11 protein-coding genes are annotated in these 13,322 nt (G+C 66.0%); 5 read left to right on the top strand and 6 right to left on the bottom strand.

Features of this window, described 5'->3' with window-relative positions; translation table 11 throughout:
• Nucleotides 1-57: 57 nt before the first annotated feature.
• Nucleotides 58-2,523 carry a heavy metal translocating P-type ATPase gene (locus tag MchiMG62_RS11105; protein WP_221057007.1) on the top strand — a complete coding sequence of 822 codons (2,466 nt, stop codon included), beginning with the start codon at nucleotides 58-60 and terminating at the stop codon, nucleotides 2,521-2,523.
• Nucleotides 2,513-2,662 carry a YHS domain-containing protein gene (locus MchiMG62_RS11100; protein WP_221057006.1) on the top strand — a complete coding sequence of 50 codons (150 nt, stop codon included), beginning with the start codon at nucleotides 2,513-2,515 and terminating at the stop codon, nucleotides 2,660-2,662. The genes MchiMG62_RS11105 and MchiMG62_RS11100 overlap by 11 nt, the downstream gene beginning before the upstream one ends.
• A 146-nt stretch (nucleotides 2,663-2,808) precedes the next feature.
• Here MchiMG62_RS11100 and MchiMG62_RS11095 read toward each other — a convergent pair whose 3' ends face one another.
• Nucleotides 2,809-3,762 (bottom strand): HD domain-containing protein, encoded by a 954-nt coding sequence (locus MchiMG62_RS11095; RefSeq protein ID WP_221057005.1) that lies wholly within the window; start codon nucleotides 3,760-3,762, stop codon nucleotides 2,809-2,811.
• A 165-nt stretch (nucleotides 3,763-3,927) separates the two neighbouring features.
• Complete coding sequence (locus tag MchiMG62_RS11090) at nucleotides 3,928-5,574, bottom strand: ATP-dependent DNA ligase (protein ID WP_221057004.1); 1,647 nt, start codon at nucleotides 5,572-5,574, stop codon at nucleotides 3,928-3,930.
• Nucleotides 5,575-5,662: 88 nt separating this feature from the next.
• Between MchiMG62_RS11090 and MchiMG62_RS11085 the strand changes: the two genes are divergently transcribed.
• Nucleotides 5,663-5,896 (top strand): hypothetical protein, encoded by a 234-nt coding sequence (locus MchiMG62_RS11085; protein WP_221057003.1) that lies wholly within the window; start codon nucleotides 5,663-5,665, stop codon nucleotides 5,894-5,896.
• A 16-nt stretch (nucleotides 5,897-5,912) separates the two neighbouring features.
• On the opposite strand, the gene MchiMG62_RS11080 is transcribed toward MchiMG62_RS11085, so the two are convergent.
• Both MchiMG62_RS11080 and MchiMG62_RS11075 read right to left on the bottom strand, forming a co-directional pair.
• Nucleotides 5,913-6,404 carry an SdrD B-like domain-containing protein gene (locus MchiMG62_RS11080; RefSeq protein ID WP_244987700.1) on the bottom strand — a complete coding sequence of 164 codons (492 nt, stop codon included), beginning with the start codon at nucleotides 6,402-6,404 and terminating at the stop codon, nucleotides 5,913-5,915.
• 354 nt (nucleotides 6,405-6,758) lie between these two features.
• On the bottom strand, nucleotides 6,759-9,404 hold the full coding sequence (locus tag MchiMG62_RS11075; protein ID WP_244987699.1) for an SdrD B-like domain-containing protein: 2,646 nt from the start codon (nucleotides 9,402-9,404) through the stop codon (nucleotides 6,759-6,761).
• A gap of 259 nt (nucleotides 9,405-9,663) precedes the next feature.
• Here MchiMG62_RS11075 and MchiMG62_RS11070 point away from each other — a divergent pair, with 259 nt between their 5' ends.
• Entirely contained in the window at nucleotides 9,664-10,179 is a 516-nt protein-coding gene (locus tag MchiMG62_RS11070; RefSeq protein ID WP_221057002.1) for a DJ-1/PfpI/YhbO family deglycase/protease, read from the top strand.
• Complete coding sequence (locus MchiMG62_RS11065; protein ID WP_221057001.1) at nucleotides 10,173-10,886, top strand: dolichyl-phosphate beta-glucosyltransferase; 714 nt, start codon at nucleotides 10,173-10,175, stop codon at nucleotides 10,884-10,886. The genes MchiMG62_RS11070 and MchiMG62_RS11065 overlap by 7 nt, the downstream gene beginning before the upstream one ends.
• A gap of 226 nt (nucleotides 10,887-11,112) precedes the next feature.
• On the opposite strand, the gene MchiMG62_RS11060 is transcribed toward MchiMG62_RS11065, so the two are convergent.
• Entirely contained in the window at nucleotides 11,113-12,261 is a 1,149-nt protein-coding gene (locus tag MchiMG62_RS11060) for an Nre C-terminal domain-containing protein (RefSeq protein WP_221057000.1), read from the bottom strand.
• Nucleotides 12,262-12,264: 3 nt separating this feature from the next.
• Nucleotides 12,265-13,299, bottom strand: a complete 1,035-nt coding sequence (locus tag MchiMG62_RS11055) for a DUF2117 domain-containing protein (protein WP_221056999.1) — start codon at nucleotides 13,297-13,299, stop codon at nucleotides 12,265-12,267.
• Between the last annotated feature and the right edge of the window lie 23 nt (nucleotides 13,300-13,322).

Genomic DNA, 13,322 nt, shown 5'->3' with positions numbered 1-13,322 from the left:
CGCGAAGGCGGGCAGGTGAGAGCAGGTATTTTATCCGCGCAGAGCGAGGAGAGTATCATGCCGGAGCAGAAGAGAAGGGCGGAACTGAAGATCTCCGGGATGCACTGTGCGTCCTGCGCCCTCAACGTGGAACGCGCTCTCCAGGGCCGGGACGACGTCTATGACGCCCGGGTCAACCTCGCAAACGAGACCGCCGTCGTCGAGTACGACCCGGCGAAGGCAACCCTCGCGGATCTTGAACGGACGGTCACGAACGCCGGCTACGAGGTCGTGAGGAACGAGGTCACCGTCAGGATCGGGGGGATGGTCTGCGCGTCCTGTGCCCAGGTGATCGAGGCCTCGCTCGGCGACCTCGACGGGGTCCACGAGGCCCGGGTCAACCTCGCGACCGAGAATGCACACGTCGTCTACAACCCCGCGCTCGTCACGATATCCGACATCCGCGCCGCCGTCGAGGATGCCGGCTACCAGTACCTGGGGCTCGAGGAGGAGGTCACCGAAGACGTCGAAGCCCGGATGCGCGAGGAAGACCTCCGCGACAAGTTCAGGCGGCTGACCGTCGGCTTTGCGGTGAGCATCCCGCTCTTTCTCTACATGCTCCTCGGGATGCCGGGGGCGGCCGCCCTCCCGGTCTCCGTGAACCTCGTCATGCTCGTCATCACCCTGCCGGTCTTCCTCTACGTCAGCGCCCCCATCTTCAGGGCCGCGGCCGCCGCGCTCCGGAACCGGGCGCTGACGATGGACGTCATGTACGCGATGGGGATCGGCGTCGCATACGGCGCAAGCCTTCTCGGCACCTTCGGGATCGTCCTCACCCCGGAGTTTAACTTCTACGAGACCGCCGTGATGCTTGCCTCGTTCCTGACGCTCGGGCGGTACCTCGAAGCCCGGGCGAGGGGGCGGACGTCTGAAGCCATCAAGAACCTGATCGGCCTCCGGCCGAAGACCGCGACGGTGATCCGGGACGGCCGGGAGGTCGAGGTCGGGATCGAGGAGGTCGTCGTCGGTGACGTGCTCCTGGTCCGGCCGGGGGAGAAGGTGCCGGTGGACGGGACGGTCGTCGGCGGCGAGAGTTCGGTGGACGAGTCGATGATCACCGGCGAGCCCATCCCGGCCGACAGGCGGGAGGGCGACGGGGTCGTCGGCGGCACCCTGAACGTGAACGGGGTCCTCCGGGTCCGGGCAGAGAAGATCGGGAAAGATATGGTATTATCGCAGATCATCAGGCTCGTCCGGGACGCCCAGGGTTCACGGCCCCCGGTGGAGCGGATCGCCGACGTCGCGGTCTCCTACTTCATCCCGGTCATTCTCGCGATAGCGATTGCCGCCTTCCTCGTCTGGTACGTGGGGCTCGGTTCGTCGCTCCTCTTTGCGCTCACGGTGCTGATCTCCGTCCTGGTCGTCGCCTGCCCCTGTGCGCTCGGCCTCGCCACCCCGACCGCCGTGACCGTCGGGATCGGGAGGGGCGCCGAACTCGGACTGCTGATCAGGAACGGTGAGGCGCTCGAGGTCTCGGAGAAACTGACCGCGATCGTCTTCGACAAGACGGGGACGCTCACCCGGGGAAAACCCGACGTCACCGACGTCGTCGCGTTCGGGGTTCCGGAAGACCGGCTGTTATCGGTCGCGGCGGCGGTCGAGAAGAACTCCCAGCACCCGCTCGCGGCGGCGGTCGTCCGGCGGGCAGAGAGCGCCGGGGTCGGTATCCCGGCGTCGGAGCGATTCAACACCTTCGGCGGCCTGGGGGTCAGCGCTGTCGTGGAGGGGGAGGAGGTCCTGATCGGGAACCAGCCCTTCCTTGAGGAGCGCGGCATCGCCGTCCCGCCGAAGGCCGGGATGCGGGTGACCGTGTTTCAGGACGTGGGGAAGACCACGGTGCTCGTCGCCATAGGGGGCGAACTCGCGGGCATTCTCGCCATCGCCGATACCCTCAAACCGACGACGCGGACCGCCGTCGCGGAACTGAAACGGATGGGCCTCTCCGTCATGATGATCACCGGCGACAACGAGCGGACGGCGAACGCCATCGCCCGCGAGGTCGGGATCACGGACGTCCACGCCGGGGTGCTGCCGCAGGAGAAGGCCGAAGAGGTCCGGGCCCTCCAGGTGCGGGGCGAGGTCGTGGCCTTCGTCGGCGACGGGATCAACGACGCCCCGGCGCTTGCGCAGGCGGACGTCGGGATCGCCATCGGGAGCGGAACCGACGTCGCCATCGAGAGCGGGGATATCGTCCTCGTCCGGGACGACCTCGTCGATGCCGTCGCGGCCGTCGAACTCTCCCGGAAGGTGATGAGCCGGATCAAACAGAACCTCTTCTGGGCGTTCGCCTACAACTCCGCCCTCATCCCCCTCGCGGCAGGCGTGCTCTATCCCTTCTTCGGCATCACCTTCCGGCCTGAGTACGCGGCGCTCGCGATGGCCCTCTCGTCGGTGACGGTCGTCTCGCTCTCGCTGCTGCTCAAGACATATATACCTCCGGTGAAGAGAGGGATCCTGTCGGAGGTCGATACCTATGGCAGTTGATCCCGTATGCAAGATGGACGTCGACGAGGCGACCGCGAAGTTTACGAGCGAGTATAAGGGGAAGACCTACTACTTCTGCGCCCCGGGCTGCAAGAAGCTCTTCGAGCGCGACCCCGAAGCCTACCTGAAGGGGTCATAATTTTTTTTACCGGCGGAGTGTCCCGGTGCGGATCACAATGCCCTTATACTCAAAGGATAATAGGATATTCTTGAATCCAGCCAAGAATAATTGATTTTTTTGGTATAGCAGCATATGGTTTACGCCGGTGCGTGCCCCGAGATCTCTCAGAACCGGTAGACCGGCTGCCGTGTCCGTGCTCCCTGCCGCTCCTCTCCCGGCTTAAGGGCGCTCGCGTCGTCGCAGACGCTCCGGAGGGTGGCGCTTGCGTTGTCGGCGAAGTGAACCGCCCAGGCCTCGGGCGTCCGGGGCTGGACCTCGCCGTGGGGGCCGTGGTGCGACATCACGATATGGAGGATGTGCGCGAACCGTGCGGGTTCGACGCCGGCGGAGTATTTCATCAGCGCCGCGGCCCCGATCGCCGTGTGCCCGACGAGGGTGTAGTCGGGGAGCGCGACGAACGAGAAACCCCGACGGCAGAAGCAGGACGCTTTGCCGATGTCGTGGAGGAGTGCCCCGGCGAGGAGAACGTCGGTATCCATCTCTGCTCGCGAGACCGTGCCTGCGAGGTTCGCCGCAATCTCCGCGGTCTCGAGGGTGTGCTCCGCAAGGCCCCCCATATAGTCGTGGTGCCGGCGTTTGGCCGCGGGCACCTCGAAGAACCCGGGCGTATCGTTCATCACTCTTGAGACGAGGGAGAATACGCCGGGATCCTCGATCCGGGCGGTCATACGCCCGAGTCCCCGCCGGACTCCATCGTCGTCGGCGGGTGCATGGACGAACCAGGATGGGTCGAGGAGGTCTCCCCGGATAGGGTCTGCGAGGTTCGCGATCCCGTCGTTCACGTTCACCTCGCAGGTGCCGTTGAACTCCTTTGCGTATCCCTGGATGCGGTAGACCTCCCCCGGCCGGATCGCACGGCAGAACGCCTCGATCTGCTCCACGCTGAGATCCGGCGTCCCCCAGACCTTGCAGGTTCCCCGCCCGGTCCTATCGGATATGCCGAGCTGGATATACTTGCCTCCCCGCTTCTCCCGGAGTTCTGCAACGTCCACCACGAAGGGCGCGTCGACCTGCACGCCCCCGTTGATCCCCTCCACGAATAGTGTCTTCTCAAACACCTGATCAGCGCTCCTGCAACTACCCGTTTTCCCGGAAAGGCTTAAAGAGCGGTGGTTTGGTTCCGGCGTTGAATGGCCGGCTCCCGGTTCCGCCCGTGGAGATGTAATGCAGTCCAGGCCGGTATCGCGTGAGATTAAATCGCTTTCCCTGCTGACATGAGGTATCTACAGAGACTCCTGTCCGTTCTTCTGCCGGGCGTAGCGCTCGACGAGCGCTTCAAGGGTCTCGGCCTCGTCCACGCTCTTGTCCTCACGCACCCGGACGAACCGCGGGAACCGGAGCGCGTAGCCGCTCGCGTAGTTCGGGCTTGTCTGGATCTCGGAGTAGCCCACCTCGAAGACCACCTCCGGTTCGAGGGTCACCTCTTTTCCGGAGCGGGCAATCACCCTGTCCTTGAAGAGGGCGTAGAGGTCGGCCAGCACCTCGTCCGTGATCCCGGTAGCCACCTTCCCGACCGGGAGGAGCCGGCCCTGGTCCTGCACCGCGAGCAGGAACGAGCCGAACGTCCCGGCTCTCCGGCCCTCGCCCCACTCCGCCCCGACGACCGCGAGGTCGAGCGTCTCGACGCCGGGTTTCACCTTCACCCAGAGCCGGCCCCGGACGCCGGGGGTGTAGGGCGAGTCGAGGACTTTCACCATCACGCCCTCGTGCCCGAGGTCGAGGGCGTCGGCGTAGACCGCCTCCGCTGCGGTCGCGTCGGCGGCCGGGAACTGCGGAGCGACGTGCGCACGGAGCGCTTCGTCGAGGGCTTTGCGCCGTTCTGCAAGGGGACGGTCCATCAGCGTCTCGCCGTCCAGGTAGAGGATATCGAAGACCTTCGGCACGAGTTCGATCTTCTCCATCATCGAGTCCACCCCATGTTTGCGGCGGAACCGCCGGATCACGTACTGGAACGGCATCGGCCTCCCGTCGCGGACGGCGACCGCCTCCCCGTCCAGGATGACGTCGTGGTCGGTCGCCTCCAGGAGGAGGTTCGCGATGTCGGGGAGGCTTTCCGTGACGTCCTCCAGTTTCCGCGAGTAGATCCGGCAGACGTCGCCCACCTTGTGGAACTGGAACCGGCTCCCGTCGTACTTATACTCGACCGCCACCTCGCCGTGATCCTCGATCTGGGCGGCGATCGTTCCCGCCTGCGCGAGCATCATCTTCACCGGCCGGAACGGCTCGATCGTCACGCGGGAGAGCGCGTCGGGGTCGCGCCGGGCGAGGAGGGCGACCTCCCCGAGATCGTTCAGCGCCTGGTGGGCATGCTCGACCAGGCGGACGTCGACCTCGAACGCCCGGGCGACGGCGTCGCGGACGTTCCCTTCCCCCACGCCGATCCGGAGTTCCTCGAGCATCAGCCGCGCGAGGTAGCGCCCCTCGAGCGGCCGGGCGTTGCCGAAGAGCCTCTGCGCCACGCGGAGTTTCTCCCGCTGCGACCGCTGTCCTTCGACGACCGCCATCCGCTCGAGCTCCCGGTAGACCCCGGTGAGGTCGAGTTCCTCGATAAAGAACGACGTCTGCTCCTTCTTTGCAAGGAGTCCCTCGACGGCGAGGCCCACGTCGCCGGTTGTGTTGATCGCCTCCCGGACGGTCTCCCGCTTCGTCCCGACGACGTAGGCCACGGCGTCGTAGAGGAGGTTCGGACCCACACCGAGTTTTTTGGTGCTCCAGTCGGGAAAGACCCTGCCCATGACGAACCGGACGAAGACGGGGAGCTCCTCGTCGTCGAGCCGGGGGAGGACGGCGGCGATCTGCTCGATCATATCGAGGCGTCCCGGGGTCCCTTCGAGGCGCTCGCAGACTTGGGCGAACTCCAGAAACTGCATACCCATACTCTCTGAAGTATTTCCCGGCGTGGTCAATCAACCCTTCTATTGGGCACGATTGATGAGGGAGCACTGCCTACCTCTATCCATGCACCAGGACGAAGAAACGAAAGAGATGCTCCGCGACCTCCTCTGGCTCAACGCCCTGATAGCAACGGAGCTCATCCAGATCACCGAGAACACTTCCCGGATCCTTCGGAAGGCGGCCCCGCCGGAGTCCTGCATCGTGGAGCACGCGGCTCTCCGGAAGACGGCGCTCGAGATCGCCGACCGATACAGGCCCGGCACGATGCTCCGGCAGCACGTTGCTGAGCACCAGTAAAAATGTGTGATCGCCGTCAGGCGGCGGCCGGCACCAGGCCGGCATCCCTGACGACGAGGTCCGCCGTCTGAACCGTCTCTTCCGTCAGGTCGATGGTGGTGGTCGTGCCGTTCACTGTATCGACGGTGCTCATCGTCTCGCCGGGAGCCCCCATGCCGGGGACGGTGAAGCCGTAGCCCTCCGGCGGGACGACCTCGACGGTGTAGTTCCCCGGGAGGACGCCGCTGAAGATGTAGAGCCCTTCACAGGCGTGGGCGAACGTCTCCGCCGTTGCGATCCGCTCACCTGCGGCGCCGAGGAGGTGGACGGCGACGCCGCTCATGCCCCGCTCGCCGGAGTCCTGGACGCCGTTCGCGTCGGCATCCAGAAATATCGTGCCCCCGATCGTGCCGACGGTTCTCTCGTATACTGCACCCGAGCCGGGCTCCGCCGGGACGGCGGCGCCTGCCATCGAACCGAAGACGAACGCTGATACGATGACTGCTGCAAGAACACTGGTAGATCTCACCCGGTTCACCTCATCTGCCCGGACGCTCCGGGCGTGTAACCCCATGGAAGGCTGCTGTGCCTCTTCGCACCGCCTTCCGGCGGCCTGCAGGATCGAGATTTTTTCCGGTCCGGTACCGGCCCCGGGGTTCGGTTCCTGATAGCCATTAAAATATTTAATATTTTTATTGATCTGGGAGAGATGCTCAGGAACTCCCCGGGTTCGTCCGAGCGATCCGTGTGGCCATCGCCATGAAAACAGAAAACATCCCGGCCTCCATGACCCGAACCGATCGGGAGCAGGGAGCCATGCCGATCAGAAAACCATAGAAGATACGCGCATCGCCGTTGTCGAACGCCGCTTTACTCCTTCCGATCAGTCACCCTCGTCCCTGCCGTCGTCATGCCGGACGCTCTTTTCCATCCCATCCGGCCTTTTCCGGTCATCGTCTTTCGGCTCTTTTCGATCGCCATTGTCCCGGGTCTCTTTCCGGTCGTTATTGTCTCCAATCTCTTTTCGACCGTTGTTGTCCCTAACCTTGTTCTGGTCATCGTTATCCCTAACCTCGTTATCATCGCCGCTCTCCCGCACAGGTTCCCATTCACCGGCGGCATCGCCGTCATCGACGGTCTCGTTCGCCGGAACCTGCGGGACGCCGGTCACGACCGGCTCGCCCTCCTCATCGTCTTCCTCAGCGCGAACGGCCGCATCGTCCGTCCCGCCCGGAGCGGGGGCCCCACCTCCCGGATCGCCTGGGGAGGCGGCCGGAGACAGGGAGAGGATCAGCCCCGCACCCCTGACGACCGCCTCCCCTCCGCCGACCGCAAACCGGCCGGTCGCCCCGGTCGAGGGGTCGACGTGGCTGTCCCGGCCAGGATTCGTGAAGATGTAGCCGTCCGGCGCAGTGAACGCGACGGAGTACTCCCCGGGCGGAAGCGGGCCGAAGAGGTACATGGAGAAGTACCGGTCGTGATACCTGGTCCGGGTCGACGCCGCCACGTTCCCGTCCGCGTCCAGGAGGCGGACCTCGACATCCGTCATGCCGGAGGTCTCATCCCGGATCCCGTCCCGGTTATCGTCGCTCCAGGCCGTCCCGAGCACCCACCCGTAGGCCCCCGCCGGGGTTCCGGGCAGGAGATTCCCGACGAGTCCCGCATTCAGGGTCTGCCGGTCAACCCCGCCTTCGGCGAATATCACGTCCGTGTCGAGCGGCGCAGCGTTGTTGTCCAGGCCCGGGACGGTGCAGGAATACCCGTCCGGGAGAACGAACTCCACACCGGCGTAGCCGACGGAGGGGATGGCCCCGAACCGGTACGACCCGTCCGGGCCGGTGGCGGTATAGTCGAGCATGGTTCGCTTGCCGATCAGCCGCACGCTGATCTCGGGGACACCCGGCTCGCCGGGATCGCGGACGCCGTCACCGTTCAGGTCGAACCAGACCGTCCCCGAGAGTGATTCGTTTGCCGCGCCGCCGGTCTGGTTAGTATCGTCGTCATTGTCGTCGTCATCATCGTCATCGTCGCCGACCGGCGTCATCGTCGGAGACGGGGCGACCGTCATAGTCGGCGTGGCCGTGGGCGTCGTCGTCCCGGTGGGCACGGGCGTCGTGACCGGCGTCGGAACTGCAGTCGGAGACGGCGAGGGGGTTCCCGCCGGCCCCGTCACGACCGGTGACGGGGCGGCAGTCGCCGTTGCGGCCGGTACCGGCGGCTTCTGGGAGATGATCGGTGCTTTCGAGGGCCTGGAAGGTGCCGCTGTGGGTACGGGCGTCGGGGTCGCCGTCGGGGTAGCCGTCGGCGTGGGCTTCGGCCCCAGTTTCACCGCCCAGGCATCTGTGGTTGCCGTCCTTCCGCTCACCGTGGCGTTGAACGTCCCTGCAAAGACGAACTCTCCCGGTGCGGACTCGATAAGCGATGTGGCCTTATCGCCGGGGTTTACGCCGCCGAATGTCCTGCTCCATGCCACCGCTCCGTCGGCGTCGGTCGCGACCAGCCAGGCGTCGGTATCGTCCACCCCGGGGTAGGCCGTCTCCCCGGCGAAGAGGTAGCCGCCGTCAGGGGTTTCGATGACGGCCGCCGCCGTCTCGTTCACGCCGAAGTCGCCGTAGATCCAGTCCCAGAGGATATCCCCGTCAGGCGTGAGTTTGATGAGGAGTGCGTCGGTATCGACCGTCGTGTTGTCCGGCCGCTCCGTGAACGTGCCGGCGACGAGCAGGTTGCCGTCGGAGGTGTTGAGCACCGCCCGGCCGGCATCGTCGTCGGGGCTGCCGAACGTCCTGTTCCAGACCTCACCGCCCGACCCGTTCAGCCTGACCGCCCAGACGTCGGCCATGCCTGCTCCCGAGGACTCGGTGCTGCCGGCAACGACGAAGTCCCCACCGGGAATTCGGGTGACGGCGTTCGCGGTATTCTCCCCCGCTCCGCCGAACGTCCGGTTCCAGACCTCACCACCTGTCTCGTTCACCCTGACCACCCAGGCCGAGGATTCGTTCCCCTCCCGCGGCCTGATAGAACCGACGAAGACGTAGCCCCCGTCTTCCGCCTCGATAGCCGCGGCTGCCGTGGCGTTGACGTCCGGGCCGCCGTAAGTCCGGTTCCAGACCTCGCCGCCGGAGGGGTCTATCTCCACGAGCCAGGCATCGGTGTCGGCCCGCGTCCCGTTCGTGACGAGGGTGAGGTTCCCGGCGAGGAGGAGGTTACCCACATTGGTCCGGATGATGGCGTGCGCAGTGTCGGCCTCCTCCCCGCCGTAGGTCCTGTTCCACTCCTCGCCGCCGTCCGGCGCGAGCCGGATCACCCAGGCGTCCGTCTTCCCCCCTTCGGGAGAAACAGTCTCCCCGGCAAGGAAGAGCCCGGTTCCGCCGGGGTCGGGAACGGCCGCGTATGCCGCGTCGTAAGCATCAGGTCCTCCGTACGTCCGGTTCCAGATAACCGCAGGATCTCCTGCCTGTGCTCCCGCGCCCATAACGAGCGCAAGTGCCGAGAGCAGGACGAACCAGAGACAGGTGCCGCGTCGCATCATCTATCACTCCTCGTCTCCACCCCGGGAACAGGCCTCTACTCCGTGCCGGGGACGGCCCGATCTGGATGAATGACCGGGCCTCCGGCAGAGCCTTCGGATCTCACGCTGCCGCGGGGTCTGCACTTCAATGGCGCAATTATTATAATAATCTTGTTTAAAAACACGGCCCGGATCTTCCCGGGCATTCTCTCCGGGGGGGCACGACCCCGCTCCACAACCATCAATACGCTTATGAACAAATCCCTGATAGAAGACGCGTATGAAACTCTTGCTTGCGATTGCACCGGAACGGTTCAGAGACGAGGAACTGGAGATCCCGAGACGCACCTTCGAGGAGGCGGGGATCGGCGTCGATATCGCCTCGACGGTCGCCGGCACGTGCACGGGGATGCTCGGGGGCGCCGCGGAGGCGACCATGACGTTTGAGGACGCGAATCCCGACGACTACGCCGGGATCGTGATCGTGGGCGGCAGCGGTTCGGAGGAGCACCTCTGGGGAAGCAAACGGCTCCGGGAACTCGTCAGGTCGTTCTTCGAGCAGGGCAAGGTCGTCGCCGCCATCTGCCTTGCGCCGGTCGTGCTGGCACGGGCGGGCATCCTCGCCGGGCGGCAGGCGACGGTATACCCGAGCCCGGCGGCTGTCGCGGAGATGAAGAAGGCGGGAGCGAACTTCCTTGAGATCCCCGTCGTCGCCGACATGCAGGTCGTGACCGCGAACGGCCCCGCCGCCGCCGCACAGTTCGCCGACACCATCATCACGAAACTGGAATGCTAGACGATACCGGTAACGGCGGCGTGAGCCCGGCGGACTGCACCCTGGTGATCCCCGCATACAACGAAGAGCGGCGGATCCGGTCGCTCCTCGAGGACGTCTCGGGCTTCAAGGGCGATCTCGTCTTCGTCTGCGACGGGACCGATGCCACAGCAGAGATCGTCGGTGCGTTTGCGGACGCTCACCCGTCGCTCTCCATCCGGTGCCTGACCTACCCGGCCCGGCTCGGGAAAGGAGGAGGCGTCGTCGCCGGGATGGAGGCGGCCGAAACACCCTTCGTCGGCTACATGGACGCGGACGGCTCGACCGCGCTATCCGAGATGGAGCGGCTCTTCGACCGTCTCGCAACCGCCGACGGCGCCATCGGGTCGCGCTGGGTTCCGGGCTCGGTCCTCCCCGTGCGGCAGGGGTTCCGTCGCCGGGTCGAGAGCCGTCTCTTCAACCTCATGGCCAGGGCGCTCTTCGGGCTCGATTACCGGGACACCCAGTGCGGCGCAAAGGTCTTCCGGAAAGATGCGCTTGAGGAGGTTCTCTCCTCGATCCGGTCGACCGGGTTTGAGTTCGACGTCGAACTCCTCTGGCGGCTGCACCGGAGCGGCTACCGGGTGGAGGAGGTCCCGATCACCTGGGAGAACCGGGACGAGTCGAAGGTGGCGACAACGGACGCGAAGGCGATGCTGCTCGGGATGATCCGGCTCCGGTTCGGGTGAGGGGATCCACAGCCACAGGCGCAGCCCCGCGCGAAAACCGCTCCGCAGTTCTACCTTAGTTACTTCTCGCGCTGCCGCGAGGAGCGTGAAGCTTGGCAGATGGGCGTGTAACTCCCCTTCGCACCTTCGGTGCTCGAACTCCTTTCCCTTCGGGAACATCGTTCTTCACGGCTTCGCGTTCTTCGCGTGAGGCCCCCAAGGCCCCTCAACTCGCACCTTATGATACTCAAAAATCAAACAGCGTCTTCTGCGTCACGAGTTCCGGGATGAGCCTGCTGTGGGGCTGCCAGTGGCTAAACCCGATGAGCCGGGAGGCAACGTCGATCGCCTGCCGAAGATCGGCGCACGGGGTCTTCTCGCCCCGCATGGCGTTCCGCGTCGCCTCCCGCACGACCCAGGTGCCGAGCGGCGCCCAGTACTCGCCGGTGACGTTCCTGAGGACGAGCACCCGTGCCGAGCGCCGGACGCTCTCCAGGTACTCCGCGACCGCGAGGCGCGCCGAGTAGTAGGCCCCTGCGATCGGGGAGTAGCCGGACTTCGTCGCTCCCTCGCCGTCCACGGCGATCGTCTCGTTCCCGCCGCCCCAGAGCGACTGTTTCCCCCAGACCTCGATCATCTCGAACTTCCAGTCCCCCGGGACGAGGAGGCAGACGATGTGGTTGCCGTAGAGCGCGGCGGAGAAGACCCCTATCCCGGAGAGCGGCGGATATCGGGAGATCTTCTTCTTGAGCTGCTTTGAGACCGTGTCGTCGACCGCCGTGATTGCCCAGCGGGTGGGGACGACGTGCCGCTTCTTCTCGCTCCCGAGGAGCCCGGCGGTGAGGAGCTGGGTGATCCGGTAGACGTCGGTGCCCGAGGCGTTGAGGATCTCGCAGGCGTCGGTCGCGCCGAGATCGGTATCGGAGGTCACCCGGTCGACCGCCCGGTCCACCCGGGCGTTCTCGAGGACGTCCATCTTTTTGATGGCGCCGGTGAGCCCGACCGGGGCGATCGTCCCGTCGAACCGGAGGTCGAAGGCGACGGGTTTCGTGAACCGGACTTCCACATCGAGCGGCAGGCTCGAGAGCGCGATCTCCTGGATGCTCCCGGAGAGGTTCTTCGCCTCGCCGGCCCCGCGGATCGTCCGGGCCCGGAGCCCCACGATATCCTCGATCCCGAGACCCTGCGCCACCCAGTCCGGGGGGTGGTCGGCGTCGTCGATCATCAGCGGGCCGCCCGCGACCTTCGGGTAGCCGTAACTCCCCACAAAGACCGACGGCGCTGTCCCCTGGTAGTGGTCGCTCTGCCGGACCGGGAGCCGGGCGTAGAACCGGCTCATGATCGGGCAGCGCTCAAGCCCGCAGAACCCTCTTCCTTTGCACTCGGCGCACTGCATTCCTTACTCCTCACGAAGGTCGATGACGACCCGCACCCTTCCTGCGAGGACACGGAGCGTCTCTTCGACCCAATCCTCCCAGGAGGCGGCCTCAAGATCCCGGACGGCCGCAACCTCCCGCCCGACGTCGTCGTCGCGCCCATCCAGAACCTCGACCACCACCGACCCCGGGGCGTACCCGGGCTTCACGATGCCATCGCCGTCCCCGTCGACCACCCCGAAGACAGGGATGCCGAAGTGCGAGCAGATATGCCCGCAGACGGCGGTGGTGTCGTCGCCGACGGCAAGGACGCCGCATACGTCCTCCCCGATCTCGCCATAGAGGGTGTGGCCGCAATGGTCGATGACCGCGATCCTGCCTCCACGGCGGACGCGCTCGCCCCGGCCGGGCGGAGCCCTCCGCACCGCACCGCTCTTGCACCAGGCTCTCCGGATCTCGGGAAGACCTGCCCGGAGGAGTTTCTCGAACCCGTGCGGTTTCGGATCGAGCCCTGAGACTGCCCGGAGGGCTCCGTTCTCGCTCGCGAGGACGACCGTCTCCGCCGTCGCGGTCCCGATAACGATCCCGTTCACGAAGACCGCTTCCCCGGGCAGGCACCCGCGGATCTCGCGCACCCCATCCCGCCGGGTCTCGTCGCTCTCCGCACGGACAAGGGCGTAACCCGTCAGCCGGGCGATCTCCTCCGCGAGAACGCTGTCCCCACGGTTCCAGCAGTAGACGGTTCCGCTCGATGTCTCGATGTGGACGAGCCCTTCGAGCCTGCCGGCGACGATCTCGCCGAATATCCTCCCGGACTCCGGGGTCTTTCCCCGGTTGACCAGGCACGCGCGCTCCCGGATGCTCCCGAGCACCGTGCTCGGCCGCTCGTCTGTGCAGACGACCGGGAGCCCAGACTCCTCGGCGGCCGTCCGGGCCATCACTCCCGCGACCAGCACCCGCCGGGGCGAGAGCAGATCGATCAGCCGCCCGACGTCGCCGGCATCGAAAGCCTCGGGGCCGTGCACCACCATGACGATATCCGCCGTCGGGGAGATCATACCCTAATCTTGGGTTCCGCGGA

Source organism: Methanoculleus chikugoensis, assembly GCF_019669965.1.
GTDB lineage: Archaea > Halobacteriota > Methanomicrobia > Methanomicrobiales > Methanoculleaceae > Methanoculleus > Methanoculleus chikugoensis.
Note: the sequence above shows the minus strand (reverse complement) of the source record. Positions and strands in the feature narration are given on the sequence as shown.